Annotated in this window: 13 protein-coding genes; 7 read left to right on the top strand and 6 right to left on the bottom strand. The window is 66.4% G+C overall.

All coding sequences use genetic code 11. The features are described 5' to 3' along the window. Nucleotides 1-53 precede the first annotated feature (53 nt). The gene (locus ACQR1D_RS28030; protein WP_316183343.1) at nucleotides 54-377 is read left to right on the top strand and encodes an AtuA-related protein; all 324 of its coding nucleotides are present in this window, start codon (nucleotides 54-56) and stop codon (nucleotides 375-377) included. 6 nt (nucleotides 378-383) lie between these two features. After that, nucleotides 384-1,736, top strand: coding sequence for an amidase (locus ACQR1D_RS28025; protein WP_434840185.1), 1,353 nt, complete (start codon nucleotides 384-386; stop codon nucleotides 1,734-1,736). 15 nt (nucleotides 1,737-1,751) lie between these two features. On the opposite strand, the gene ACQR1D_RS28020 is transcribed toward ACQR1D_RS28025, so the two are convergent. After that, the gene (locus tag ACQR1D_RS28020; protein WP_316183345.1) at nucleotides 1,752-2,510 is read right to left on the bottom strand and encodes a transglycosylase domain-containing protein; all 759 of its coding nucleotides are present in this window, start codon (nucleotides 2,508-2,510) and stop codon (nucleotides 1,752-1,754) included. Nucleotides 2,511-2,740: 230 nt separating this feature from the next. On the opposite strand from ACQR1D_RS28020, the gene ACQR1D_RS28015 reads away from it, so the two are divergent. The 3 genes from ACQR1D_RS28015 (at nucleotide 2,741) to ACQR1D_RS28005 (ending at nucleotide 5,433) form a co-directional block, all read left to right on the top strand. Further along, on the top strand, nucleotides 2,741-3,484 hold the full coding sequence (locus ACQR1D_RS28015) for a 2OG-Fe(II) oxygenase (protein WP_434840186.1): 744 nt from the start codon (nucleotides 2,741-2,743) through the stop codon (nucleotides 3,482-3,484). A gap of 3 nt (nucleotides 3,485-3,487) precedes the next feature. Further along, the gene (gene alkB / locus ACQR1D_RS28010; protein WP_316183347.1) at nucleotides 3,488-4,138 is read left to right on the top strand and encodes a DNA oxidative demethylase AlkB; all 651 of its coding nucleotides are present in this window, start codon (nucleotides 3,488-3,490) and stop codon (nucleotides 4,136-4,138) included. Nucleotides 4,139-4,212: 74 nt separating this feature from the next. Further along, nucleotides 4,213-5,433 (top strand): MFS transporter, encoded by a 1,221-nt coding sequence (locus tag ACQR1D_RS28005; protein WP_434840187.1) that lies wholly within the window; start codon nucleotides 4,213-4,215, stop codon nucleotides 5,431-5,433. Nucleotides 5,434-5,467: 34 nt separating this feature from the next. Here the strand turns inward: ACQR1D_RS28005 and ACQR1D_RS28000 are convergent, their stop codons facing one another. Genes ACQR1D_RS28000 through hpaH form a run of 5 tightly spaced genes read right to left on the bottom strand, consistent with a single transcriptional unit; the run spans nucleotide 5,468 to nucleotide 10,760 of the window. Further along, on the bottom strand, nucleotides 5,468-7,093 hold the full coding sequence (locus ACQR1D_RS28000; RefSeq protein WP_434882588.1) for a thiamine pyrophosphate-dependent enzyme: 1,626 nt from the start codon (nucleotides 7,091-7,093) through the stop codon (nucleotides 5,468-5,470). Nucleotides 7,094-7,114: 21 nt separating this feature from the next. Beyond that, nucleotides 7,115-7,987 carry a fumarylacetoacetate hydrolase family protein gene (locus ACQR1D_RS27995; protein WP_434882587.1) on the bottom strand — a complete coding sequence of 291 codons (873 nt, stop codon included), beginning with the start codon at nucleotides 7,985-7,987 and terminating at the stop codon, nucleotides 7,115-7,117. A 12-nt stretch (nucleotides 7,988-7,999) separates the two neighbouring features. Continuing rightward, on the bottom strand, nucleotides 8,000-9,538 hold the full coding sequence (gene hpaE, locus ACQR1D_RS27990) for a 5-carboxymethyl-2-hydroxymuconate semialdehyde dehydrogenase (RefSeq protein ID WP_434894203.1): 1,539 nt from the start codon (nucleotides 9,536-9,538) through the stop codon (nucleotides 8,000-8,002). Further along, nucleotides 9,531-9,929 (bottom strand): 5-carboxymethyl-2-hydroxymuconate Delta-isomerase, encoded by a 399-nt coding sequence (locus ACQR1D_RS27985; protein ID WP_315801284.1) that lies wholly within the window; start codon nucleotides 9,927-9,929, stop codon nucleotides 9,531-9,533. The genes hpaE and ACQR1D_RS27985 overlap by 8 nt, the downstream gene beginning before the upstream one ends. Before the next feature lie 24 nt (nucleotides 9,930-9,953). Beyond that, complete coding sequence (gene hpaH, locus ACQR1D_RS27980) at nucleotides 9,954-10,760, bottom strand: 2-oxo-hept-4-ene-1,7-dioate hydratase (protein ID WP_434894202.1); 807 nt, start codon at nucleotides 10,758-10,760, stop codon at nucleotides 9,954-9,956. Between the two features lie 176 nt (nucleotides 10,761-10,936). Between hpaH and hpaR the strand changes: the two genes are divergently transcribed. Next, nucleotides 10,937-11,392: a homoprotocatechuate degradation operon regulator HpaR gene (gene hpaR, locus ACQR1D_RS27975; RefSeq protein ID WP_409997893.1), complete on the top strand. Its 456-nt coding sequence runs from the start codon at nucleotides 10,937-10,939 to the stop codon at nucleotides 11,390-11,392. A gap of 157 nt (nucleotides 11,393-11,549) precedes the next feature. Next, nucleotides 11,550-12,635 carry a malate/lactate/ureidoglycolate dehydrogenase gene (locus ACQR1D_RS27970; protein ID WP_316183351.1) on the top strand — a complete coding sequence of 362 codons (1,086 nt, stop codon included), beginning with the start codon at nucleotides 11,550-11,552 and terminating at the stop codon, nucleotides 12,633-12,635. Nucleotides 12,636-12,649 lie beyond the last annotated feature (14 nt).

Below are 12,649 nucleotides of genomic sequence, written 5' to 3'. Positions count from 1 at the left end.
TTGCCGCCTGATGAAAATTGGTCTTTGATGCGGAGAGTAGGATCGGAGCCGAGATGAAGCTGCGTGACATCGCCCATTCCAGGACCGGCGACAAGGGTGACACCTCGAACATCTCGGTCATCGCCTACGACCCCAAGGATTACCCGCTGCTGCTCGCACAAGTCACGGCGGAGCGGGTGAAGGCGCACTTCGCCGGCATTGTCCAGGGCGAGGTGGTCCGCTATGAGCTGCCCAACATTGCGGCGCTGAACTTCGTGATGAGCCGGGCGCTCGGCGGCGGGGTCACCCGTTCGCTCGCGCTGGATGCGCACGGCAAGTCGCTGAGTTCCGCGCTGCTCGATCTGGACATCGCGGCCGATGCCGCAGACATGCGATAGGATGCCATGACCGTTTCAATTCCGACCCTGGCCGCGCTGGCCGACGATCTCGCCGCCGGCCGCACCACCGCGCGCAAGCTGGTGGAGGGGTGCCTCGCCCGCATTGCCGATCCTGCGGGTGAGGGGGAGCGCGCCTTCATCCATGTCGACAAGGAGGCGGCGCTCGCTGCCGCTGATGGCATGGACGCGCTGCGCAAGGCCAATGCCGCGCCGTCGCCCTTCGCCGGCATTCCGGTGTCGATCAAGGATCTGTTCGACATCAAGGGCCAGGTCACCCGCGCCGGCTCGCGGGCGCTGGAGGATTCGGCGCCGGCCGAAGCCGACGCGCCCGTGGTGGCGCGGCTGCGCCGGGCCGGCTTCGTCGTGATCGGCCGCACCAACATGACCGAGTTCGCCTATTCCGGCATCGGCATCAACCCGCATTACGGCACGCCGAAGAGCGCCTGGAAGCGCGAAATCGGCTACGTGCCCGGCGGCTCGTCGTCGGGCGCCGCCGTCTCCGTCATCGATCGCATGGCCTATGGTGCGCTCGGCACCGACACCGGCGGCTCCTGCCGCATTCCGGCGGCGTTCAACGGCATCGTCGGCTACAAGCCGACGCAGGCCCGCGTGCCGCTCGACGGCGGCGTGCCGCTGTCGACCACGCTCGACAGCTTCGGCCCGCTCGCCAACACCGTGGCGTGCTGCGCCGTGCTCGATTCCGTGCTGGCCGACGAGCCGATCCGGCCGCTGGCATCACGCCCGGTGAAGGGCCTGCGGCTCGCGGTGCCCACCACTATCGTGCTGGACGAGCTCGATGCTGAGGTGGCCGCTACGTTCGAACGCGCGCTGGAAAGCCTGGCGAAGCAGGGCGCGCTGATCGCGCGCATCGAATTCCCGGAGTTCCTCGACGTCGGCATCATCGGCGCGAAGGGCGGCTTCGCCGCCGCCGAGAGCTATGCCTGGCACCGCTTCCTGCTGGCGGCCAAGGGCGACGTCTACGATCCGCGCGTCTCGGTGCGCATCATGCGCGGCGAGGCGATCACCGTGCCCGACTACATCGAGATGCTCAACGCCCGCCGCTCGCTGGTGACGCGCGCCGCCGCGCGGATCGCGCCCTACGACGCGCTGGTGATGCCGACCACCGCCAACGCGCCGCCGAAAATCGCCGATCTCGCCGACGACCAGGCCTTCGCCCGCGAGAACGTCCGTGCGCTGCGCAACTGCACCTTCATCAACATGATCGACGGCTGCGCCATCTCGCTCCCGGCGCACCGCCATGGCGAAGTGCCCGTCGGCCTGATGCTGGCGCAGTCCGGCGGCCACGACCGCAAGCTGCTGGAGATCGCGGCGGGCATCGAGGGCGTGGTGCGGGGCTGAGGCGGACGCGAGCGGTCAGGGACTGCGCGGCGTTGTGTCGACGGCGGGGAGTGGGGCGGCCCTGGCGGCGGTCGCCTGGGCCTCGTCGATGAGGCCGGCTGACAGCATTTTGTCGAGCATGTAGTTGCGCCGCTCGCCGTCGCGCTCAGAGGGCCTCGGCATCTGGAAACGCGCGAGGAGCAGGGCGATCTCGTCGATGTTGAGGTCTGCCAGGGGCTTGCCGAAATGCGCGGTCGCCGCCGCTGCGACACCATAGGCGTTGCGGCCGAGATAGCTGTCGTTCAGGTAGGAATCGAGAATTCGCTCGCGCGACAGGGTTCGTTCCAGACGGCCCATGAAGACCGTGTTTCCGACGTGCCAATCCAGGCCGCGACAACAGTCTGGAGCCAAAGCTTGCAGGCAATGGCGGGTGACCGTAAACGTGATCCTCGTATCGGGCCGTCGGCCGTCGATGATGGCCGCCATTGTCGCCGGCAGAACGAGATTGGGCCGTGTCTGAAAGTCGGCGCCAGCCGACGCGATGACGGCCTGCCGCAGCAGCAGGGGCATGTCTGCCAGCGCGACGTACGGCGATCCCGCTTCGAGCGGACAAAGATGGCCGGCGGCAGGAAGCGCTGCGATCTCGGCTTCAGTAGGGACGCCAAGATGATATTCGGCGTACCATATCGCGTAGGCTTCGGCGTAGAGCAGCAGGACGACGGCAAGCGAGAGAACGGCCAGGATCGACTTGCCGAGCAGGATGATGAAGACGCGTTGGGTGCCGAGACGTTGCATCGTCAGATCATTAGTTCCACCCGAAGCATTTCGGTTCATCAGGGCGTTCCAGCACGATCACAGCAGAGCGCCAGGAAACGGGTGGCCGTCGCTCATCATTCTGTCGCATCCTCGTCATTCCGGGATGCGCGCCCTTGCGCGCAGGCGCGGAATCCATAACCACGATCGTGAGTATGGATTCCGGGCTCGTCGCTTCGCGCCGCCCCGGAATGACAGCTGGGATGAATTGCATGGCCAGACTTAAGCACGCAGTGCCCGACCTCAATTCCATCGCCGCGACTGGCGTCGATGCGATCGATTGGGCGATGGTTGACCGCGACCTCGACGTCAGCGGCTCCGCGGTGTTAAAGCAACTCGTGTCGCCCGACACCTGCCGCATGCTGGCCTCTCTCTATCCGGACGACCGGCATTTCCGCAGCCGCGTGGTGATGGCGCGGCATGGGTTCGGGCGCGGCGAGTACAAATATTTCAGCTATCCGCTGCCGGATCCGATCGCGGAGTTGCGGCCGCGGATCTATTCCCATCTCGTCGCGATCGCCAACCGGTGGAATGCGACCATGGGGATCGACGTCCGCTATCCCGCCGAGCACGACGACTTCCTGGCGCGCTGTCATCAGGCCGGCCAGGTCAGGCCGACGCCGCTCTTGCTGCAATATGTCGACGGCGACTACAACTGCCTGCACCAGGATCTCTATGGCGAGCATGTGTTTCCGCTGCAGGTTGCGATTCTCCTATCCGAGCCGGGGCGTGATTTCGACGGCGGCGAGTTCGTGCTGACCGAACAGCGGCCGCGCATGCAGTCGCGCGCCGAGGTGGTGCCGCTCCGGCAGGGCGACGCCGTGGTGTTCGCGGTCCACAATCGCCCGGTCCAGGGCACCCGCGGCAGCTACCGCGTCAACATGCGCCATGGCGTAAGCCGGCTGCGTTCCGGTCGGCGGCATACGCTCGGGGTGATCTTTCACGATGCGAAGTAGCAAATGACGGATCTGTTCGATGGATTTGAGATCGCCGGACCGGCGCGCGAGCCGCTCGCGCCCGGCGCGGTGCTGCTGCGTGGTTTTGCGCAGCCGCATGAGACGGAACTTCTGGCCGCGATCGAGGCGATCACCGCGCAGGCGCCGTTCCGCCGGATGATCACGCCCGGCGGCCACCAGATGTCGGTGGCGATGACGAATTGCGGGTCGGTCGGCTGGGTGACGGACCGCAGCGGCTATCGCTATGATGCATGTGATCCGGACACCGGTCGGCCATGGCCGGCGATGCCGCCGCTGTTGCGACAACTCGCCGAGCAGGCGGCGAATGAGGCAGGCTTTGCCGCCTTCGCGCCCGATGCCTGCCTGATCAATTGCTACGAGCCCGGCGCCAAGATGTCGCTGCATCAGGACCGCGACGAGCGCGACATCGGCGCGCCGATCGTCTCGGTGTCGCTGGGGCTGCCGGCGACGTTCCTGTTCGGCGGCCTCAAGCGCTCCGACAAGACGCAACGCTATCGGCTGGCCCATGGCGACGTCGTCGTCTGGGGCGGCCCGGCGCGGCTCGCCTTTCACGGCGTCGGGCCGCTCGCCGGCGGCGAGCATGCTCGGCTCGGGCGCCGGCGCATCAACCTGACGTTCCGCCGCGCGCAGTAGTCCAGCCGCTGTGTGCTCTTCGTCATTTTGCATCGGCCGCCACCCGCTCTATGCTGCCCTCCGGGAGAGGGGCCATGAGCACTGTCGAACTTGCGGACGAGCGGGCGCCGGCGGCGACGCGGCTCGGACTCCACCTTGCGCTGCTGCAGCTGGTGTTCACGCTGCTGTGGACGACCTATGTGATCTATCTGCCCAAGCTTGCGGCCCAGGCCGGCATCGCGCCCTCGGCCGTCGTTCTGATCCTGATGCTGGACCAGGCGATCTTCACGCTGTCGGACACGGCCATGGGAATCGCCGCGGATCGGCTCGGGCCCATCGCCTCGCGATTCGGTCTCTTCATCGGCCTGCTGACTGCGATATCCTGCGCCGCCTTCGTGGCGCTGCCTTTCGCGGCAGCGTCGGCGGGTCCTGCGGTCTTTATCGGACTGATCGCGATCTGGGCGCTGACCTCGTCAGTGTTGCGCGCGCCGCCCTTGACGCTGCTCGGGCGTCATGCGGCCCGGCCGGCCATTCCGTTCCTGGCAGCGCTGGTCATGCTCGGCTACGGCGTGGCCGGCGCCGTGTCGCCCTATCTCGGCGTGATCCTGCGCGACTACGATCCGCGCCTGCCGTTCGTCATCTCATCGGCTGTGCTGCTGCTGACGGCGCTCGGTCTCTCGCGCATTCCGCAGGATAGCGGTCCGGCAGCGCAAGCAGTGGCCAAGCCTGAGCCCAAGCCGCTGCGGGGACTGCCGCTGCTGTTCATCGGCGCCATGGTAATCCTTGCGCTCGGCTACCAGCTGCATTTCAGCATCAACAGCTCGGCTTTCTATCTCCGCTTCGCCAGGCCGGAGGACTTGTCCTGGCTGATGCCGGTGTTCTGGATCGGCTTCAACCTTGTGCTGTTCCCGGCCAGCGTGGTCGTCAAGCATCGCGGCGGGCTCATGGTGATGGGAATCGCCGGTCTACTCGGCGCGCTCGCGATCGTGATCGCCGAGCTCGCGGGCGCACTGACCGTGCTGATCGTGGCGCAGTTCATCGCCGGGGCCGCCTGGGGCTGCATGATGATGAGCGCGATGTCCGCGGCGCTCGCGATCGGGACGACCGGCGCCGAGGGCAAGGTGACCGGGCTCGTGTTCTCGGCGCTGGCGCTGGCGACCTTCGCGCGGATCGCCGCCGTCGCCGGCGGCCTGCAGAAGCTGCCCGACTACGCGCCCCTGGTGCAATGGGCGCCGGTCGCCTGCTGGTTCGTGGCCGGCGCCGGCCTGCTGGTGATGGCCGCGGCAGCGTTGCAGGGACGGCAGGCATCTGCCTGACCCTGCAACCGCCCAGTCGTCCACCGCGATCGGCCTATGGTTTTGCCGGATGAATGAAAGCCCAGGGCGAGACCTCGGAATCCCGGGGCACTTCGACGTCGATCAAATAGGGCCCGCCATGCGCGAGCGCCTTCTGCAGCGCTGATTTGAACTGATCCGGCGCCGTGACGCGGCTCGCGGCCACGCCGAAGGACTCCGCGAGCTTGACGAAATCCGGGTTGACGAGGTCGGAGGCCACGACGCGGCCGTCGAAGCGCTCGCGCTGGTCGCGCCGGACATTTCCATACGCGTTGTTGTTGAACACCAGCGTGACCACGCCGATGTTGTACTGCACGGCCGTCGCCAGCTCCTGCACCGCGAACATGAAGCCGCCGTCGCCTGTGATCGCCACCACCGGTCTGTCGGGATGCGCGACCTTGGCGCCGAGCGCGGTCGGGAAGCCCGCGCCGAGCGTGCCCTGATAGCCCGAGGTGATGAAGGTGCGCGGCTCGTACACCGGAAAGCCGTACCAGGAGGCGAAACCGACCTGCGACAATTCGTCGGTAACGATGGCGTCCGGCGGCAGCACCTCGCGCAGCACGTTCAGATAGGCCATCTGCGGCTGCACCTTCTGGATCTCCTGCAAGGTGGCGGCGCTGGCCTCGCGAATGGTTGCGCGGCGGCCGGAGGTCTTGCGGTAGCCCGCCTTGCCGACGGCCGCCGAGAGCGCGGCCGTCCCGGCCTTGGCATCGGCGACAATGCCGGCATCGACGACCAGGCGCCGCATTTCGGCGGGGTCGATGTCGATGCGGATCGACTTCAAACCATCGGGCTTGAACGGCCAGCGGAACGTGGTCGGCAGCTCCATGCGGGTGCCGATTCCGATCATCAGGTCGGTGGTCGGCCAGAGCTTGTAGGCGGCGGCCATGGTGAGCCCGAGCTCATGCGCGTTGGAGACGATGCCGCGTCCGGACCGGAACGCCACGACCGGCGCGTCGATCATCTCGGCCAGCTCGAGGATCTCCTCGCGGGCCTCGATCGCGCCGGCGCCGACGAAGATCATCGGCGTTTTCGCAGAGGTAATCAGTCCGGCGGCCTTGACGATGCGGTCGGGATCGGGCTGCGGCGGCGCGAACTGCGGCAGCGGCTTGGCAGCGGCCGTCTCGGCCTTCTGCGTGAACACGTCCCACGGCATCTCGAGGGCCGTGGGACCGCGTCGCCCCGACAGCATTTCCTGGAACGCGCGCGCGACCAGCGTCGGCGCGCTGTCGGGATATTCGATGCGCTCCGCCCATTTGACGAAGGTGCGCAAGGTGGCGAGCTGGTCGGGCATCTCGTGCAGATGGCCGCGGCCACGGCCGAGATAATCCGTCGGCACCTGGCCCGTGAGACACAGCACCGGCTCGTTGCAGCCGAAGGCGGTGAGCAACGCCGCGCCGGCGTTGAGCACGCCGGGTCCGGGAACGACGCTGAATACGCCGGGCCTGCCGCTGGCGCGGGCATAGCCGAACGCCATGTAGCCGCAGGCCTGTTCGTGGCGGGCGCCGACGACCTTGAGCTGCGCCTGGTGGAAGGCGTCGAACAGGCCGTAGACCTGCGCCCCAGGAAGGCCGAACACGGTGTCGACGCCGTGGGCGACAAGCCCGCTGACGATGGCTTCGCCGCCGGTCATGGTGGTCATGCTGACATTCCGTTGCTGATTTTATAGAGCTTCGTCGACGACGCCATTGCGCAAGGTGCCGACGCCCTGGGCTTCGATCTCGATGACGTCGCCGGGCTTCAGATAGCGCGGCGGGTCGAACCGTGCACCGGCGCCGGTGGGCGTGCCCGTCACGATCACGTCACCGGGCATCAGCGTGGTGAAGGTCGAGATGTAGTTGATGAGGTAGCGGAAGCCGAACATCAGCCGCGACGTGCGATCGTCCTGGCGCAATTCGCCATTGACGTGCGTCGTCAGCCGGATGTCGGCGATCTGGCTTTCGTCGGTGTAGGGCACGATCCAGGGCCCGAGGCTGCCGGTGGAGTCGAAGTTCTTGCCCTGGGTGACGTTGAACTTGGCATGCCGCACCCAGTCGCGGATGGTGCCCTCGTTGCACAGCGTCAACGCCGCGATGTGATCCAACGCCTGGGCCTCGGGAATGTGACGGCCCGCCTTGCCGATGATCAGCACGAGCTCGCCTTCGTAGTCCAGTTGCAGCGAGGCGCGCGGGCGCACCAGCGGCGTCTCGTGGCCGACGAAGGAGCGCGGCGTGCGCATGAACATCGACGGATATTTCGGCGCGTCCTGGCCATCCTTGTATTCGGCGTTGCGATCGGGATAGTTGACGCCGATGCAGATGATCTTCTCGGGCGAGGGGATGGGCGGCAGCCAGGTGATGGCATCGAGGCCGTGATCGGGCGAGAGGCCGGCGGCGGTCTCGATCAGCCGCGGCAGGGCGCCCGCCGCGATGACTTCGCGTAAGGTCGGATAGTCCTTGGCGAAGCGCGCCGAGAGATCGACAAGACCTTTGTCAGTGACAAGTCCATAGCGGACAGAGCCGTTGACGGAGTAGGTCGCGAGGCGAGGGGAGGTCATGGGCATCTCTCCTTACACGCCGAGCCGCTGGATCTTGTGGGTGCCGCGCGCGAGCGAGACGTGCTTGGTCTCCATGTAGAAGTCGAACGAATAGTCGCCGCCGTCGCGGCCGATGCCCGACGCCTTCATGCCGCCGAACGGCGTCGGCAGGTGGCGGACGTTCTCCGAGTTCAGCCAGATCATGCCGGCCTCCAGCGCGTCGGCGACGCGCAGCGCGCGGCCCATGTCGCCGGTCCAGACATAGCCGGTGAGGCCATATTGCACGTCGTTGGCGATCGCGATCGCGTCGGCCTCGTCGCGGAACGGGATCACGGTGAGGAACGGCCCGAACACTTCTTCCTGCGCCACGCGCATGGTCTGGCGCGCGCCGGTCACCAGCGTCGGCTCGACGTAATGGCCGCCGCCCGGGCCGTCGAACCGCTTGCCGCCGACGGCGATGATCGCGCCATCCTCGCGCGCAACGTCGACATAAGAGCAGACCTTCGCGAGGTGCCGCTCATGGATCAGCGGTCCGATCTCGGTGGCGGGATCGAGCGGATGACCCACTTTCAGCGCACGCACGCGCGCGGCGAGCTTGGCCGCAAAAGTCTCGGCGATGCTCTGCTGCACCAGCAGGCGGCTGGACGACGTGCAGCGCTCGCCGTTGAGCGAGTAGATCATGAACACGACGGCGTCGAGCGCGCGGTCGAGATCGGCATCGTCGAACACGATCACCGGGTTCTTGCCGCCGAGCTCGAAATGCACCCGCTTCAAGGTCGGTGCGCCCTGCGCCATGATCGCCGAGCCGGTCGAGCTCTCGCCGACGAAGCCGATCGCCTTGATCGCGGCATGCTCGGTCAGCGCCTTGCCGGCTTCCTCGCCGAAGCCGTGGACGGTGTTGAGCACGCCGTCGGGAATGCCGGCGTCCTTGGCGAGCTTGGCGAGCCATTGCGCCGTGATCGGCGACCATTCCGCCGGCTTGTGCACGACCGTGCAGCCGGCCGCGAGTGCGGGGGCGATCTTCCAGGTCGACAGCATGAACGGCGTGTTCCAGGGCGTGATCACGCCGACCGGGCCGATCGGCACCCGGGTCGAAATGTTCCAGTGCTCGTCGCTCGGCGTGCTCTGGCCGTCGCGGGCCTCGGTGCATTTGTCGGCGAAGAAGCGGAAGTTTTCCGCGGCGCGGATCGCGGCCTTGGCCATGAAGCGATAGGCCTGCCCGGTATCGATACATTCGAGCACCGCGATGTCGTCGGCATGATCCTCGATCGCATCGGCCACGCGATGCAGCAGCTTGCGACGCATCGCCGGCGCCATGTCGCGCCAGGATTTGAAGGCAAGTGCGGCCGATGTCGCCGCGCGGTCGATGTCCTCGGCATTGCCGCGTGCGACGGTCGCGAGCACGGTGTTGTCGATCGGAGACTTGGTCTCGAACGTTGCGCCCGAGATGGCCGGCACCACCTTGCCGTCGATGAAATGGCCGATGCCCTCGTGCTTCAGCTTCGCGAGCAGGGGAGCCGCGCGGTCGAGGTTGGACTTGTAAATGTCGGTTTTGGGATTGGCCTTATCCATGGGATGCCTTCGCTTTCAGGGCGTCGTGGATGTTGTTGCGTTTCCAGCTGGTCGCGGCGTCGTTGATCTGCATGTCGAAGGACAGCGCGAACTTGCTGCTGGCGAAGACGGGATCGAGGTAATCCGAGAGCGCCTTGAAGACGTATTCGCCGGCCTTCTGCCGTGCCGGGAGGTCGCGGCCTTCGCCGAGCCGCAGCAGCATGGCGAGGAAGGCGGCATCGGGCTTGCCGTCGGCGATCGCGTAATGCTCGCAGCGGATCGCGCGCACGCGGATGCCGCCGATCGGAAAGATCCCGGTCTCACTGGCGGCCTTACGGACCACCTCGCAGACGTTGGCCATCACGACAAAGGCGTCGAGATTGGCGGAGTATTCGATGCTGAAATGCGGCATGATGCGGTCGCTCCGGTGCAGGCGTCAGGTGAAGTAACAGCTCACCGTTCCATACGGGCCGTAGTCGGCCTGGATGGTGTCGCCCTTGCGGGCCTCGATCGGCCGGATGAAGGAGCCGGCCAGAACGACCTGGCCTGGTTCGAGGGCAAGCCCGTGCGCTGCGATCTTGTTGGCGAGCCAGGCAACGGCCGTCGCCGGGTTGTTCAGCACGCCGGCGGCCAAGCCGGTCTCTTCCAGTTGACCGTTCTTATAACAGAGTGCGCCGATCCAGCGCAGGTCGGTATCGAGCGGCCGCAGCGGCCGGCCGCCGAGCACGATGCCGGCATTTGCGGCGTTGTCGGCGATCGTATCGAAGATCTTGCGGGTCGCCTTGGTCGCGGGATCCACCCGCTCGATCCGCGTATCCAGGATTTCCAGTGCCGGCACCACGAAATCGGTCGCGTTGAGCACGTCGAACACCATGCAGTCCGGCCCTGACAAACGGTGCTTCATGACGAAGGCAAGCTCCGCCTCGATCCGTGTCGCGATGAAGCGGTCGGACGGCACCAGCCCGCCATCGGCAAAGAACATGTCGTCGAGCAGCACGCCCGAATCGGGCTCATCGATGTTCAGCGCGCTCTGCATCGCCTTCGACGTCAGCCCGATCTTGTGCCCCTTGATGACGCGGCCCGCGGCCACCTTGATGCCGATCCAGGCGTCCTGGATGGCATAGGCATCCGCGATGGTGATATCGGGAAACTCCTGCGACAACTGCCTGATCTGGTGGCGGCTCTTTTCAGCCTGATCCAGGCGTAACGCGCAGCTATGTATCTGGTCGCTCGAAAGAGGCATGGTTGTCGCTCAGAAAAGAGGTGGCCGCAGATGATTAACATGTTAAGTTTCTGCCGGCAAACCGAAAGGACGTTTGCTGCAGTGCAAATATTTGGGATGACCCCCAGGAGATTGATGTGAGCGAGACCAGGGCGAAGGTCGCGAGGCCGGCGGCGAAGGACGCCCGCAAGGTGCCGATGCGCGACTTCTCGCAGTCGCTGCCGATGGCCTTGTTGCGGGCGCGCGAGGCCGTGATGCGGCAGTTTCGTCCCAATCTGCGGCAGCACGGCCTGACCGAGCAGCAATGGCGCATCCTGCGCGCGCTGGCGGCGGTCGACGTGATCGAGGTGACCGAGCTGGCGCGGGTCGCGTTCCTGCTCGGGCCCAGCCTGTCCCGCATCCTGCGCGATCTCGAGGCGCGTGGCTTGATTCAGCGCGAAGTCGATAGTCGCGACATGCGCAGGGGCGTGCTGTCGATTTCGAGCAAGGGCATGAAGCTGATCGCGCAGGTCGCGCCGAGCTCGGAGGCGATCTACGCATCGATTGCCAGCCGGTACGGTACACGCAAGCTTGCCGCATTGCACAAGATGCTTGGCGAGCTCGAGCTGAGCATCGGCGGCGATCTCGCCCCCGACGACAGCGGTGACGGCTGATATGCCGCGGACGAGGCGCAACGGAAGGGGTCTCGTACTTGGCAGGCCGTTCGGCGTTTTGATAAGAAGCGATGCAGTCGAGCGGAGATGGCGTGCGTCGCAGGCATGGCATTCCATGCTAACTCTGTCTGCATGCTGATCGAACCCGCGAGTTGTCATGGTCACAATCAAGGTTGCCCGCCTCATCGATTTCGTCGCCGACGTCTTCGAACATGCCGAGTCCTCTGCTGAGGAGGCGCGGCGGATCGCCACCTATCTCACGACGGCAAATCTCACCGGGCATGACAGTCACGGTGTGATCCGGGTGCCCGTCTATATCCGCTGGAAGAAGATGGGATCGATCGTGCCCAACCAGACGGCGGACATCGTGGTCGACACGCCGTCGCTGGTGGTCGTGGACGGCAAGTTCGGCTACGGCCAGACGGTGACGCCGCAGGCCGTGAGGATCGGCATCGAGCGCTGCAAGAAGAGCGGCCTGGCTGCGCTGGCGCTGCGCAATTCCGGCCATCTCGGCCGCGTCGGCGACTGGGCAGAAATGGCCGCCGCCGAAGGACTCGTGTCCATTCATTTCGTCACGGCCGCGGGCTCCCTGCTGGTGGCGCCCTATGGCGGCGTCGAGAAGCGGTTCTCGACCGCGCCCTATTGTGTCGGCATCCCGCGCCAGGGGCAGGATCCCATCGTGCTCGATTTCGCGACCTCGATCGTGGCCGAGGGCAAGGTCCTGGTGGCGAGCCGCGGCGGCAAGAAGCTGCCCAAGGGCGCTTTGATCGATGCCGACGGGACGCTCAGCGAGGATCCGGCGGTGCTCTATGGACCCTATGAGACCGAGGGGACGCGCGACCACACCAAGGGGACGGGAGCGATCCGCGCTTTCGGCGAGCACAAGGGCTCCGGGCTCGCCTTTATCTGTGAGCTGCTCGGCGGCGCCTTGACCGGCACCGGGGCGACGTCGGCAAACCGGCGCTTCGCCAACGGCATGCTCGCGATCTACATCGACCCGAAGGTGGTCGATCCGGCGAGCTTCTTCGACGGTGAGATCACCCGCTATACGGATTTCATCCGGGCGACCAAGCCGGTCTCCGGCGTCGATCAGGTGCTGGTGCCGGGCGACCCCGAGCGCAAGATGCGGGCCGAGCGTACGGCCAATGGCGTGCCATTGCCCGACGACACCTGGGCGGCAATAGTGAACACGGCGCGCGACGTGGGTGTCAGCGAAGCGAGCATTCAGCGGGCGACATCGTGATATCAGTGTGATCG

Source organism: Bradyrhizobium sp. HKCCYLRH2047 (assembly GCF_051168175.1).
Classification (GTDB): Bacteria; Pseudomonadota; Alphaproteobacteria; order Rhizobiales; family Xanthobacteraceae; genus Bradyrhizobium.
The sequence above is the reverse complement of the archived record's forward strand: the minus strand, read 5'-3'. Positions and strand labels throughout refer to the sequence as shown.